Annotated in this window: 14 protein-coding genes and 1 tRNA gene; 1 reads left to right on the top strand and 14 read right to left on the bottom strand. The window is 56.9% G+C overall.

Annotated elements, in window-relative coordinates:
- Positions 1-25 precede the first annotated feature (25 nt).
- The 4 genes from RMS95_RS00130 to RMS95_RS00115 form a co-directional block, all read right to left on the bottom strand.
- On the bottom strand, positions 26-1,435 hold the full coding sequence (locus tag RMS95_RS00130; protein WP_310642651.1) for an efflux transporter outer membrane subunit: 1,410 nt from the start codon (positions 1,433-1,435) through the stop codon (positions 26-28).
- On the bottom strand, positions 1,429-2,337 hold the full coding sequence (locus RMS95_RS00125) for a tetratricopeptide repeat protein (protein ID WP_310642650.1): 909 nt from the start codon (positions 2,335-2,337) through the stop codon (positions 1,429-1,431). The genes RMS95_RS00130 and RMS95_RS00125 overlap by 7 nt, the downstream gene beginning before the upstream one ends.
- Before the next feature lie 158 nt (positions 2,338-2,495).
- Positions 2,496-2,870: an MAPEG family protein gene (locus RMS95_RS00120; RefSeq protein WP_310642649.1), complete on the bottom strand. Its 375-nt coding sequence runs from the start codon at positions 2,868-2,870 to the stop codon at positions 2,496-2,498.
- A 37-nt stretch (positions 2,871-2,907) separates the two neighbouring features.
- Positions 2,908-3,630 (bottom strand): SDR family oxidoreductase, encoded by a 723-nt coding sequence (locus RMS95_RS00115; protein WP_310642648.1) that lies wholly within the window; start codon positions 3,628-3,630, stop codon positions 2,908-2,910.
- A 117-nt stretch (positions 3,631-3,747) separates the two neighbouring features.
- On the opposite strand from RMS95_RS00115, the gene RMS95_RS00110 reads away from it, so the two are divergent.
- Positions 3,748-5,247, top strand: coding sequence for an RNB domain-containing ribonuclease (locus RMS95_RS00110; protein WP_310642647.1), 1,500 nt, complete (start codon positions 3,748-3,750; stop codon positions 5,245-5,247).
- A gap of 70 nt (positions 5,248-5,317) precedes the next feature.
- On the opposite strand, the gene RMS95_RS00105 is transcribed toward RMS95_RS00110, so the two are convergent.
- The 10 genes from RMS95_RS00105 to uvrB form a co-directional block, all read right to left on the bottom strand.
- Positions 5,318-5,392: transfer RNA gene (locus tag RMS95_RS00105), tRNA-Val, on the bottom strand.
- A 25-nt stretch (positions 5,393-5,417) separates the two neighbouring features.
- Positions 5,418-6,131 (bottom strand): DNA polymerase III subunit epsilon, encoded by a 714-nt coding sequence (gene dnaQ / locus RMS95_RS00100; RefSeq protein ID WP_310642646.1) that lies wholly within the window; start codon positions 6,129-6,131, stop codon positions 5,418-5,420.
- 2 nt (positions 6,132-6,133) lie between these two features.
- Complete coding sequence (fdx, locus tag RMS95_RS00095; RefSeq protein WP_108358922.1) at positions 6,134-6,472, bottom strand: ISC system 2Fe-2S type ferredoxin; 339 nt, start codon at positions 6,470-6,472, stop codon at positions 6,134-6,136.
- Complete coding sequence (hscA, locus tag RMS95_RS00090; RefSeq protein WP_310642645.1) at positions 6,473-8,329, bottom strand: Fe-S protein assembly chaperone HscA; 1,857 nt, start codon at positions 8,327-8,329, stop codon at positions 6,473-6,475.
- Between the two features lie 18 nt (positions 8,330-8,347).
- On the bottom strand, positions 8,348-8,896 hold the full coding sequence (gene hscB / locus RMS95_RS00085) for a Fe-S protein assembly co-chaperone HscB (RefSeq protein ID WP_310642644.1): 549 nt from the start codon (positions 8,894-8,896) through the stop codon (positions 8,348-8,350).
- 14 nt (positions 8,897-8,910) lie between these two features.
- Positions 8,911-9,234, bottom strand: coding sequence for an iron-sulfur cluster assembly protein IscA (iscA, locus tag RMS95_RS00080; protein WP_310642643.1), 324 nt, complete (start codon positions 9,232-9,234; stop codon positions 8,911-8,913).
- Between the two features lie 18 nt (positions 9,235-9,252).
- Positions 9,253-9,645, bottom strand: coding sequence for a Fe-S cluster assembly scaffold IscU (iscU, locus tag RMS95_RS00075; protein WP_310642642.1), 393 nt, complete (start codon positions 9,643-9,645; stop codon positions 9,253-9,255).
- Between the two features lie 15 nt (positions 9,646-9,660).
- On the bottom strand, positions 9,661-10,875 hold the full coding sequence (locus RMS95_RS00070) for an IscS subfamily cysteine desulfurase (protein WP_310642641.1): 1,215 nt from the start codon (positions 10,873-10,875) through the stop codon (positions 9,661-9,663).
- 56 nt (positions 10,876-10,931) lie between these two features.
- Positions 10,932-11,468, bottom strand: a complete 537-nt coding sequence (iscR, locus tag RMS95_RS00065; protein ID WP_310642640.1) for a Fe-S cluster assembly transcriptional regulator IscR — start codon at positions 11,466-11,468, stop codon at positions 10,932-10,934.
- Between the two features lie 130 nt (positions 11,469-11,598).
- Positions 11,599-13,650, bottom strand: coding sequence for an excinuclease ABC subunit UvrB (uvrB, locus tag RMS95_RS00060; RefSeq protein WP_310642682.1), 2,052 nt, complete (start codon positions 13,648-13,650; stop codon positions 11,599-11,601).
- Between the last annotated feature and the right edge of the window lie 123 nt (positions 13,651-13,773).

Raw genomic sequence — 13,773 nt, 5'->3', positions numbered from 1 at the left:
AGGTGTGGGATTCAAGGCCTGTAGATCAGCGCTCTGCGCGCCATCCACCGCCCAGTGACTTCATCAAAGTCACGCGGTTGTCGAGTTCACGGGCACGCACATCGGTACGGGCGCGTTGTTGCGCCAGCAGCGCCGTTTCGGCATTCAGCAACGCCAATTGGCTGTTCATACCCGCTTGAAAACGGTCGCGCTGAACACGGTAAGCTGCCTCAGTAGCCTCCAGCGAACGCGTTTGGTCGGTGTGTTGGCGAGCGAGCGACTGACTGGAGCTGATGGCGTCGCTGGCTTCTTTGACCGCATCAAGCACCAAGCCGTTGTAGGACGCAATGGCCACATCCAAATCGCCTTGCTTGCCCCTGAGTTGCGCGCGCAAACGCCCCCCATCAAACAGCGGCAAACGCACGGCAGGCATGATGCCCATTTGGCGGCTGCCGTTGTCAAACAGCTGGTCCAAACCTATCGCATTGACCCCTGCAAAGGCGCCTAAACTGACGTTGGGGTAAAACTGCGTGTGGGCCACTTTCACATCTTGTGTCGCCGCCTCCACGCGCCAACGGGCTGCTGCGATGTCAGCACGACGCCCCAGCAAGTCAGCGCCCAAGGTGTGGGGCAATGGCTCGAGTTTGAGTTGATCCACTCGGGGCATCAAGGTGGCGTAGGCCTGTGGGCCTTGTCCTGTCAACGCCGCCAATTGGTGACGCACCAACTGAATTTGTTCGTCCACCGCTTCAGCTTGGGCTTGCGCCTCTAACAAAGCGCCTTCGGCTTGGCGTTGCTCCAGCTGAGAATCCAGCCCAGCATTCACGCGATCACTGATGAGGCTGAACAGCTGTTGGCGCTGCGCCAACGCGCGTTGCGCCCACTCACGCTGCGAGCCTAAGCGGGCCAAAGCGATGTAGCCGCGGCTGACTTGGGCCGCCAAGCTCAAAGCCGCCGCCGCTGCGTCGGCCTGCGCCGCTTGCACTTGGTTCAAGGCAGACGCAATTTCGGCCGTGTGTTGGCCAAACAGGTCGGGCGTCCAGCTGACGCCGAGCTGCACATTGCCGCTGCTGTAAATATTGCCTGCGATGGGTTTGGGATACAACCCATTCTCGGTATAGCGCTGACGTGTGACGTCTGCACTGAAACTGCCCTGCGGATAGCTGCTGGACTCCGCTACACCCGCCAACGCCAGCATGCGAGACACGCGGGCTTTGGCCACGGCCAGCGTAGGTTGCCCTTGCAGCGCTTGCACGATCAATTGATCCAGCACAGGGTCCCCCAAGGACTGCCAGCCATCGGGAATTTGCGTAGAAGCCACGCCAGACAGGCCCAAAGTTTGGGCCTGTGTCATGGCAAGCGCCTGTGTGTCAGGCCCCGGCGAAGCACAGGCGCTGAGCAGCGCGGCAACGCAACCAAGGCCTAGGTTGAGGAGGCGCGAATTCGGAATTACCAACTGTCATCTCCGCCGCCACCAGAAGACGCATCGTCCCAGTCGCTGCCTGATCCTGCATCGAAGCTGCCCAAGTCGGGCTGAGCGGGCGTATCAAAAGGCACGTAACCGCCATTGCTAGCCACGGATGAATTGGCTGCAGAGTTGTTGCTGTGATCGGTGTGATGGTCGCCTTCCAACGCTTTTGACAAAGCGTAACCCGCGGCCACCCCTGCCAATCCGCCCACCACAGCGCCGCCAATGCCAGACCCCATGCCGCCTGTGGGCTGCATGTTTGGGCCATAGCCAGGTGGATACGTGGGTGCGTTCGGTGTGAACTGGGCACCAAAGCCACGAGGCGCCATGGCGGGAGTGCCCGATGCGGTGGGTGCGTACAGGGGCGCAGCAGGCTCAGGCTTGTTGCGGCGCAACACCAAAGCGAGCACCACCAAGCCAGCAATACCCAACCAGACGTAGCTCAACGAAAACGCAGATGCCGGTGCAGCAGGTGCGGCCGGCACAGGGGTGGTGACGGTTGGCGCTGGCGGCGTGTTCAATGCAGGCGACGACAGGTTGCTCGACGCTGCCGCTTGTGCCAAACGGTTGACTTTGTCGTCGATTTCATTGAACTTCTCGGGACTGCCCGCGAATTTCAAAGCTGGATCGAGCTCTTTGGCTTTTTTCAGTTCCGTGTGTGCATCGGCGTAGCGTGTTTCACGGGCGAGCACTTGGCCCAACTCGTAATGCGCTTTGGCGCTTTGCGGTTTTTCTTGAATCACCTCACGGAGCATGGACTCCGCCTGCGTGAGATGGCCAGCGTTAACGGCTGACTCAATGTCTTTGGGCGTCGGCAGGGCAAAGGCCACCGCTGCGGCCAAGGCCATCAAACCCGCCAAAAATGGCTTGAAGAATGAAGAAGATGTCATGTAAGAGCCCCCAATAGAAAGGTGCTATGTAAAAAAGCAAGTTGCCATTGTGCTTGTTTGATGTGACTGCACGGTAAAGCAACCCAGAGAAACCCTTAGATGGATGCGCCAAGCTCAAAATCAAGGTCACCGCCTCTCAGCGAGGGGCGCTTGCAAGATCAGGTGGCCAAAACGTAAAGCCAAATCACGGCACCGTAGCCCACGGCCCAAAACAAAGAACGTGCAGAGGCTTTGTCTACCAAATAACAGGCAATGTAGGCCACGCGAGAAGCGACAAAAACCAGCGATAACGTCTCGATCAAGCTGGCATCGGCTTTGGTGATGACAGCCAACACCACGCCCACGGCAAAGAATGGAAAAGCCTCAAAACTGTTCGCTTGCGCGGCGTTGGCACGGGCCCTGAATCCTGTTTGCTGGGTGAGCCAAGCGCGCGGGTTGCGGTTGTCATAGTCTTTCCAACCAGCCTTGGCGATGCCCGCGCATACCAAAGGCAAGATCCCAGCCACCATCACAGCCACGAATGTCAACGTCATAAGAAACTCCTTCATCATGCGCCAATTGCGCCATCGTTCACGAAATCAAATACCCACCATCCACCGGCAGCACCACACCCGTCACAAACTGGGCCTGCTGACTGGCAAGAAACACAACGGGACCCGCGATGTCATCTGGGGTTCCCCATCGCTTCATGGGGGTGCGGGCCAAGATAGGCGCTGCGCGCTGTGGGTCATCTTGCAGCGCTTGGGTCAAGGGCGTGGCGATCCAACCCGGCGCCACTGCATTCACGCGAATGCCATCTTCCGCATAGGCAATCGCCAACGATTTGGTCAATTGCGCCACACCACCTTTGCTCGCGCTGTAGCCGGGCACCAATCCACCACCAAAAAAACTCAACATAGAAGCCGTATTGACAATGCACCCGCCCCGTGCCTTTAGCCCCTCACGCGCAGCGGCACAGACACGCATGGTGCCGTTCAGATTGATATCGACGGTTCGCGCAAAAGCCTCGGGCTCCAGCTCCAAAGCCCGCTGAATCACACCTGCGCAATTGACCACCACATCCAGCTCCCCTGCCCCTTGCACCAGCTGTTTGACCGCCATGTCATCTCGGACATCGAGCACGTGGAAGTCAATGCCTTGGTTGCTGGCAATGCCGCTTGCGCGCGCCACCTCGGCAGGGGTTGCCCCCGTGGCAATGACCCATGCCCCCTGTGCAGCAAAGGCTTTGGCGATCGCCTCACCAATGCCACTGGTGGCGCCTGTCACCCAAACGCGTCGTTGATGCTGATGCATGCATTCCCCTCTGCTGTTGTCCCATGGTTGAATTTTGCCAAGGCATCATCGTCGCATATAACCAACGGCATCGCGCGCACGCCAGCAGCTTCGCATCAAAGCGCTACATTCCAGATCATGCAAAAACACCACACCATGGGCCGTTCTGAACTGTCGCTGATCGCGGAACAGGCCATGCTTGAACGGGGCCTAGCGCCCGAGTTCCCCGCCTCGGTCCGCCAAGAATTGAACGCCATCACGCAAGCTGGACATGACAACGATCCGCACATCGTTGATATGACGCAACACGCTTGGTGCTCCATTGACAACGACGACTCCTTGGATCTTGACCAACTCACGTTGGGCGAAAGGCTGTCCAATGGGATCGTCAAAATTTGGGTGGCTGTGGCGGATGTGGATGTTTTGGTGCCACAAGGATCGGCACTTGACGCGCATGCCAAACAAAACACCACGTCGGTCTACACCTCTGCGCGCATCTTTCCGATGCTGCCCGAACGGCTGAGCACCGACCTCACCTCATTGAACCCACACCAACATCGCTTGGCCGTGGTGATTGAAATGCACATCAACGCCGAAGCCAAGATTTGCCACAGCGCGGTCTACCGTGCCAAGGTGTGCAACCAAGCCAAATTGGCGTATGACGCCGTCTCAAGTTGGTTAAATGGCCAAGCTGCTTTGCCTGCGGCTGCCGCAGCGTTTGAGGGCATGGAAGCACAGCTGCATTTACAAGACGCCGCAGCGCAGTTGTTGCGGCAAAAAAGGTACGAACAAGGTGCCTTGGAATTTGAAACCTTTCAACCCAAAGCCGTCTTTGAAGGCGAGCACGTGGTGGCCATTGAACAGCAAGCGCACAACCGTGCACGGCAGTTGATTGAAGAGTTCATGATCGCCGCCAATACCTGCACGGCACATTTTTTGGCCGAACGCGGGGGCGCATCGTTGCGACGCGTGGTGCGTTCACCCGAGCGCTGGCAACGCATTGTCGAGGTGGCGCAAAGCTATGGGTACAGCCTGCCAAACGACCCTGACTCCAAAGCACTAGAAGCATTTTTAGCCACCCGCCGCGCTGCCGACCCTTTGCGCTTTCCAGATTTGTCGTTGGTGATCATCAAGCTGATGGGCTCGGGTGAATACGTGGTGGAAAACGCACCCGACGCCGCTCTGGGTCACTTTGGCTTGTCGGTGCGTGACTACACCCACTCCACAGCCCCCAATCGGCGCTACCCAGACTTGATCACGCAGCGCATGATCAAAGGTTGGCTGATGCACGGCAAATCCCCTTACACCGGTGCCGAACTTCAAGCCCTCGCGCTGCATTGCACCCAACAAGAAGACGCAGCCCGCAAAGTAGAGCGGCGTTTACGAAAATCGGAAGCGGCCTTGATGCTGATCAACCAAGTAGGTCAGATGTTTGATGCCGTGGTCACCGGAAAAACACCAAGTGGGACATGGGTGCGCATTTTTTCACCGCCCGCAGAAGGCATGCTGGTGTCATCGATCCAAAACCTTGAGGTTGGCGATTTGTTGCGTGTCAGGTTGGTGGGTGCGAACGTCGAACAAGGATTCATCGATTTTGAGCAAATGCACGTTCGCTTGCAGGCACACCATCGCAGCTGACACGGCGCCGAAATTTACAAGAGACGAAAAAAAAGCACTTACGAACTTCGTAAGTGCTTTTTTGGGATTCTGGTGGGCGATGCAAGTTTCGAACTTGCGACCCCTGCAGTGTGAATGCAGTGCTCTACCCCTGAGCTAATCGCCCTTATCCATCACTGGAAAGAACAATATTATGCCACAGAAATTGCAGCGTTTCGCCAAACTGTTTTGCCGCCACTCGATTTATCGAGTTGGGCCAAAAGTTCGTCGTGCTGTACCAATTCTTGCTCTGAGGCGGCAATCACAGGCAACTTGAACAAACGCAAGTCCACCACTTCCAGTGTGCGCGTTTGTGGGTCTTCGCTCTCCACCTCCATCAACAACGCATCTTGGCCACGCGTCATGTTGATGTACACATCGGCCAACAACTCGGCATCCAGCAACGCACCGTGCAAGGTGCGGCCAGAGTTGTCGACTTCTAAGCGATCGCACAAGGAGTCCAGCGAGTTACGCTTACCAGGGAACATTTCTTTGGCCATCACCAAGGTGTCGGTGATGCCATCCACAAACGTGGTGAAACGGGGTCGGCCTTGCAGCTCTAGCTCTTTGTTCAAAAAGCCAATATCAAACGGCGCGTTGTGAATGATGATTTCTGCGCCCGCGATGTACGCCAAAAACTGATCCACCACCTGCGCAAACTTCGGCTTGTCTTTCAAAAACTCATTGGTGATGCCGTGCACGCGCAAAGCATCCTCATGGCTATCGCGCTCAGGATTCAAATAAACATGCAAGTTGTTACCGGTCAACTTGCGGTTGAACATCTCGACACAACCGATTTCGATGATGCGGTCTCCACCCTCAGCCGAGAGGCCCGTGGTTTCGGTGTCTAAAAAAATCTGGCGCATGGTCAGTGATTTTCTTTGGCGTGGTTGATGGTGTATTTGGGAATCTCGACCACCAAGTTTTGCTGGGCCACGATGGCTTGGCAGCTCAAGCGTGAATTGGGCTCCAAACCCCAAGCGCGGTCGAGCAAATCGTCTTCGTTCTCATCGGCTTCGTTGAGCGACTTGAAGCCTTCGCGCACGATGACGTGGCAGGTGGTGCACGCGCAGCTCATGTCGCACGCATGTTCGATGTTGATGTGGTTTTCCAACAGCACTTCGCAAATGGTGCTGCCAGCGGCAGCTTGCAGCTCTGCGCCCTGTGGGCAAAGCTCGGCATGGGGCAAGATTTTGATGACGGGCATTTAGATGTTCTCGATGTTTTGTCCGGCCAAGGCGTGTTGAATGCCTCGGTTCATGCGTTGGGCGGCGAAAGCTTCGGTGCCTTTGGCCAGCACTTCGGTGATGGCCTCAATGGCGGCGGCGTCTTCCAGCTTTTTAGCATCTAAGGTCGCAACCATCAAGGCATCAATGCGGGCTCGCTCGTGGGTAGACAGCAAATCGCCATCGGCCTGCAAAGCGCTTTGCGTGGCCAACCACATGCGGTCGGCGTCCACGCGAGCTTCAACCAAGGCACGTGCCTTGATGTCTTGCTCTGCGGTCTTGAAGCTGTCTTGCAGCATGGCAGCAATTTGGTCGTCCGACAAACCGTACGAGGGCTTGACCGTGATGTTGGCGGTGACGCCACTGAGCTGCTCAACCGCACTCACGCTCACCATGCCATCGGCATCGACCGTGAAGGTCACGCGAATGCGGGCAGCGCCTGCAGCCATGGGCGGAATGCCACGCAGCTCAAAGCGTGCCAAGCTGCGGCAATCAGACACCATGTCGCGTTCGCCCTGCACCACATGCAATGCCAAGGCAGTTTGCCCGTCTTGGTAAGTGGTGAAATCTTGCGCCATCGCCGTAGGAATGGTTTGGTTGCGCGGCACGATGCGCTCCACCAAACCGCCCATGGTTTCAATCCCGAGCGACAAAGGAATCACATCCAGCAACAGCAACTCACCATCGGGGTTGTTGCCGGCCAGCTGGTTGGCTTGAATGGCAGCACCAAGGGCCACCACTTCGTCTGGGTTGAGGTTGTTCAAAGGAGCGCAACCCAACAGGTCAGCCACAGCTTGCTGCACTTGTGGCATGCGGGTCGAGCCGCCCACCATGACAACGCCTTGGATGTCGTCTTTGCTGAGCTTGGCATCGCGCAAAGCTTTGCGCACGGCAGACAAGGTGCGTTGGGTCAAAGCCGCAGTGGCGGCTTCAAACTCTGCGCGTGTGACGGTGTGACTCAGTTTGCCAGTCGATAGGGCCGCGTCAAACGTGGCGCTATCAGCCGCGGACAAAGCTTCTTTGCAAGCACGAGCCGCCACCAATACATTCGATTTGTCAGCAGGTGTGGCAATGGTGCAGCCCGTTTGGTTTTGCACCCACTCAACCAAAGCGCGGTCGTAGTCGTCGCCACCCAAAGCCGAGTCGCCGCCTGTGGCCAACACTTCAAACACGCCGCGTGTGAGGCGCAGCACAGAGATGTCAAACGTACCGCCGCCTAGGTCGTACACAGCGTACACACCTTCACTGGCTTGGTCTAAGCCATAGGCAATGGCCGCAGCCGTGGGTTCGTTGATGAGGCGCAACACATTGATGCCCGCGAGCTGCGCGGCATCTTTGGTTGCTTGGCGTTGGGCATCGTCAAAGTACGCAGGCACGGTGATGACCGCACCGTACAAATCGTCGTTGAAGGTGTCTTCAGCGCGAAAGCGCAAGGTGGCCAAAATCTCGGCGCTCACCTCAACGGGCGACTTTTCGCCCACACGTGTTTGAATGGCCAACATGCCGGGCTTGTCGACAAACACATAAGGCAACTGGTCGCGGTTGGCAATGTCCGCCACGCCACGGCCCATGAAGCGCTTGACCGAGACCAGCGTGTTTTGTGGGTCTTCGGCTTGCGATGCCAATGCGGCACGGCCTATTTGGCGGCCATCGTTTTCAAGATAACGCACCGCCGACGGCAAGATGACATGGCCCTCAGCATCAGGCAAGCACTCGGCAAAACCATTGCGCATAGAGGCCACGAGCGAGTGGGTGGTGCCCAAGTCAATACCCACCGCGATGCGTCGCTGGTGGGGATCCGGCGCTTGGCCAGGTTCGGAAATTTGTAACAACGCCATAGGTGTGTATTGTCGCTTTCAGGAGGCGTCTAGTTGGTCAATTCGGGCTTCGATGTCGTGCAAAAACTTCTCGATGAACATCAGCCCCCTCACCTGCTGCGCGGCAGCGGGCAGGTCATGTGCGGTGTCGATGAGCTGGGCGCATTGCTGCAAGGCTGTTTTGTGGGCGTGCTGCACTTCGTCAAACAAGGCTTCGAGCTCGGCCAGATCTGCCGAATCATCCATGGCTTCGCGCCACTCCATGTGCTGCATCAAAAACGCAGCGGGCATGGCGGTGTTGTTTTCCGCTTGAATGGGTGCGCCGCCGAGCTCGCACAAATAGGCAGCGCGACGCATCGGGTCTTTCAAGCGCTGATACGCCTCGTTGATGCGCACTGACCACTGCATGGCCACGCGTTGTGCCGCGGTGCCTTGCGAGGCAAATTTGTCGGGGTGGGCTTCGCGCTGTAGGTCTTTCCAACGCGCATCAAGCTGTGCACGGTCTTGTGCAAACTGTACGGGTACGTCGAAAAGTTCAAAGTCGCTGACCGCGAGCTGCGCCGATAGCGGCTTGGCCGATTCGCTCACGTCGCCCCCACAATTTAGATACGGAACGATTCACCGCAACCGCAGCGGTCGCGCTCATTCGGGTTGAGGAACTTGAAGCCCTCGTTCAAACCCTCGCGCACAAAGTCGAGTTGCGTGCCATCAATGTAGGCCAAGCTCTTAGGATCAATCAACACCTTCACGCCATGGTCTTCAAAGACCACATCTTCGGGCTCAGACTCGTCCACGTACTCCAGCTTGTAAGCCAAGCCAGAGCAGCCTGTGGTTTTAACGCCTAGGCGCACGCCTAAGCCTTTGCCACGTTTGGCAAGGTACCGGGTCACGTGTCGTGCCGCAGCTTCAGTCAGGGTGACAGCCATGGTTTTCTCGTCTTTGACTTAAGGTTGGGCCAGATGCTTCTTTTTGTAATCATCCACAGCTGCCTTGATGGCGTCTTCGGCCAAGATGGAGCAGTGGATTTTCACAGGTGGCAACGCCAGTTCTTCAGCGATTTCGCTGTTCTTCAAAGCTGCGGCTTCGTCCAAGGTTTTGCCCTTGACCCATTCGGTCACGAGTGACGAAGAAGCGATGGCAGAGCCACAGCCGTAGGTTTTGAAACGCGCATCTTCGATCACGCCCGTTGTGGGGTTAACCTTGATTTGCAACTTCATCACGTCGCCGCAAGCGGGCGCGCCCACCATGCCGGTGCCCACAGAGTCGTCGCCCTTGTCAAAGGATCCCACGTTGCGGGGGTTTTCGTAGTGGTCAACCACTTTTTCAGAATAAGCCATGGTGAATCTCCTAAATTAGTGAGCAGCCCATTGGATGGTGCTGATGTCGATGCCTTCTTTGTACATGTCCCACAAGGGGCTCAGTTCACGCAGCTTGGCCACGTTGAGGCGAATGGTTTCAATCGCGTAGTCAATTTCTTCTTCGGTACTGAAGCGGCCAATCGTCATGCGCAAGCTGCTGTGCGCCAACTCATCGCTGCGGCCTAAGGCGCGCAACACATAGCTGGGCTCCAAACTGGCCGAGGTACAGGCCGAGCCCGACGACACCGCCAAGCCCTTGATGCCCATGATGAGCGACTCGCCTTCCACGTAGTTGAAACTGATGTTCAGGTTGTGCGGCACACGGTGTTCCATGTTGCCGTTGATGAAGACTTGCTCCATGTCCTTGAAGCCATCGAGCAAACGCTGTTGCAAAGCTTTGGCTTTGGCCAAATCTTTGGCCATGTCTTCTTTGGCAATGCGAAACGCTTCGCCCATGCCCACGCACTGGTGTGTAGGCAAAGTGCCACTGCGCATGCCGCGCTCGTGGCCACCACCGTGCATTTGCGCTTCCAAGCGCACGCGGGGTTTGCGACGCACATACAAAGCGCCAATGCCTTTGGGGCCGTAGGTTTTGTGCGAGGCCAAGCTCATCAAGTCAACAGGCAAAGTAGTCAAGTCGATCTCAACTTTGCCAGTAGCTTGCGCTGCATCCACGTGGAAGATGATGCCTTTTTCGCGGCACATCGCGCCGATGCCAGCGATGTCTTGGATCACGCCAATTTCGTTGTTCACGAACATCACGCTGGTCAAAATCGTGTCAGGACGAATGGCCGCTTTGAGCGCGTCCATGCTCAGCATGCCGTCATCTTGCACGTCAAGGTAAGTCACTTCAAAGCCTTGACGCTCTAGCTCACGCATGGTGTCGAGCACAGCTTTGTGCTCGGTCTTCACGGTGATGAGGTGCTTGCCTTTGGACTTGTAGAAATGTGCCGCGCCTTTGATGGCGAGGTTGTTTGATTCGGTCGCGCCTGATGTCCACACGATTTCGCGGGGGTCAGCGCCAATGAGTGCGGCCACGTCTTCACGGGCTTTTTCAACCGCGGCTTCTGCTTCCCAGCCCCACGCATGGCTGCGTGATGCGGGGTTACCAAAGTGCTCGCGCAACCAAGGGATCATGGCGTCCACCACGCGTGGGTCGCATGGATTGGTTGCGCCGTAATCGAGATAAATGGGAAAATGAGGTGTCATGGCCGTAAAAAATGTAGTTTTAACAAAGATGGGCGGAGCGCTTTTGAGTTTTTGGCTTAGCTTTTGGCAAAGGCATTGCCAAGCGCAAAGACTGAATTGGGCGCGTTGACATGGATGGGCTTGACCACCGGCATCGGCGAAATGGCGCGACGAACCATGGGCTTGTCTTCGATTTCTATGCCTTTGGCAATTTGGTCGTCCACCAGCTTTTGCAACGTGACGGAGTCTAAAAACTCGACCATGCGTTGGTTCAATGACGCCCAGAGCTCGTGCGTCATGCAGCGGCCGGTTTCGCCCAAACAATTTTCTTTGCCACCGCAGTGGGTCGCATCAATGGGTTCATCCACGGACACAATGATGTCAGCAACCGTGATGTCTGCCGCTTTGCGCCCCAGCGAATAACCACCGCCTGGGCCACGGGTGGACTCCACCAAATCGTGGCGGCGCAGCTTACCGAACAACTGCTCAAGGTAAGACAGTGAAATTTGCTGACGTTGGCTGATCGCAGCCAAGGTGACGGGACCGTTGGCTTGGCGCAAGGCCAAGTCAATCATGGCGGTGACCGCAAAACGACCTTTGGTGGTGAGACGCATGGCAAGCTCCTATCTGTGGTTGGGCTTTGTCGACTAATTGAGTCAAGTATAGCCTAATCCCCATTGAATTGCTCAAGTACTCACTGAAAAACCGTATTTGTCGACGACAAAACCACTCAAAAGCCTCACATCAGGTCTTTTGGGCCAGCACGGCCACATTGTCGTGCCCTGCCCCACCAAACGCTTGTTCGCGCAAAACGGCCAGTTGATCGCGCACGCGTGCGGCGTTTTCGAATTCGAGGTTGCGTGCGTGCTCCATCATCAGCTTTTCTAAGCGTTTGATTTCTTTGGCAACATCGCGCTCGCTCATGTCTTCGATGGCGGCACGCTGGATTTCTCGCTCTTGGGCCTCTTTGCCTGCTTTTTCGCTGTAAACGCCATCGATCAAATCGCGCACTTGCTTGAACACCCCACGTGGCGTGATGCCATGCGCTTCGTTGTGAGCAATTTGCTTGACGCGGCGACGCTCAGTCTCACCAATGGCCTTTTTCATCGACTCGGTCATGCGGTCGGCATACAAAATGGCTTTGCCACTCAGGTTACGCGCCGCACGGCCAATGGTTTGAATCAAGCTGCGTTCTGAGCGCAAGAAGCCTTCTTTGTCGGCATCCAGAACGGCCACCAGCGAGACCTCGGGTAAGTCAATGCCTTCGCGCAGCAAGTTGATGCCCACCAGCACATCGAAGGTGCCCAAGCGCAAGTCGCGCAGAATTTCAACCCGCTCTACCGTGTCCACATCGCTATGGATGTAGCGCACTTTCACGCCGTTGTCGGTGAGGTAATCGGTCAGCTGTTCGGCCATGCGCTTGGTGAGCGTGGTGATAAGCACGCGCTCGTTCAGTTCCACACGGATGCGAATTTCTTGCAACACATCGTCCACTTGGTGCGTGGCGGGGCGCACTTCCACAATCGGGTCGACCAAGCCTGTAGGGCGCACCAACTGCTCCACCACCTTGCTGGCGTGGGTCTTCTCGTACTCGGCAGGCGTGGCCGACACAAACACCACTTGGCGCATGCGCTTTTCAAATTCGTCCAGCTTGAGTGGGCGGTTGTCCAACGCGCTGGGCAAGCGGAAGCCATATTCCACCAAGGTGGTTTTACGCGCACGGTCACCGTTGTACATGCCGCCGAGCTGACCAATCATGACGTGGCTCTCGTCCAAAAACATCACCGAGTCTTTGGGCATGTAGTCGGTCAAGGTGCTGGGCGGTGCACCGGGAGGAGCGCCCGACAAATGGCGCGTGTAGTTCTCAATGCCTTTGCAGTGGCCGACCTCACTGAGCATCTCCAAATCAAAGCGTGTGCGTTGTTCTAAGCGCTGGGCTTCGACCAGCTTGTTCATGCCCACCAGTTCTTTCAAACGGTCGGCCAACTCCACCTTGATGGTCTCCACCGCCGCCAACACGCGGTCGCGCGGCGTGACGTAGTGGCTGGATGGGTAAATGGTGAAGCGCGGAATCTTTTGGCGAATGCGGCCTGTCAGTGGGTCAAACAGTTGCAGGCTTTCAATCTCGTCATCGAACAGCTCAATGCGAATGGCCAGCTCGGAGTGTTCGGCGGGGAACACATCAATCGTGTCGCCACGCACGCGGAATTTACCGCGTGAAAAATCTTGGTCGTTGCGCTCGTACTGCATGCGCACCAGCTGGGCGATGGCATCGCGCTGGCCCACTTTGTCACCCGCACGCAGCGTCATGATCATCTGGTGGTAGCTCTCGGGCTCACCGATACCGTAGATGGCCGACACCGTGGCCACCACGATCACATCACGTCGCTCCAAGATGCTTTTGGTGCAGCTCAAGCGCATTTGCTCGATGTGCTCGTTGATGGCGCTGTCTTTTTCGATGAACAAATCGCGCTGCGGCACATAAGCCTCGGGCTGGTAGTAGTCGTAGTAACTGACGAAATACTCCACCGCGTTGTTGGGGAAGAACTCGCGAAACTCGCTGTACAGCTGCGCCGCCAAGGTTTTGTTGGGCGCAAAGATGATGGCAGGTCGCCCCAGTTGGGCGATCACGTTGGCCATGGTGAAGGTTTTGCCCGAGCCCGTCACACCCAGCAGCGTTTGAAACACCTCGCCGTCGTTCACCCCTTCAATCAGCTGAGCAATGGCCGCTGGCTGATCACCCGCAGGTGGGTAAGGCTGGAACAGTTCAAACGGCGAACCGGGGTAGCTGACCATCGCGCCTTTGGGCGCATCTGTTGCTGCTGCGGGCTCGGCGGCAAGCGTTGCGTCAGGGAGTGTTTCTGCGGTTTCAGACATGGTGGTGCAAACGGTATAGCTCGAAAAAACGTACAGTTCTAA

Source organism: Limnohabitans sp. (assembly GCF_031539175.1).
Classification (GTDB): Bacteria; Pseudomonadota; Gammaproteobacteria; order Burkholderiales; family Burkholderiaceae_C; genus Limnohabitans.
Note: the sequence above shows the minus strand (reverse complement) of the source record. Positions and strands in the feature narration are given on the sequence as shown.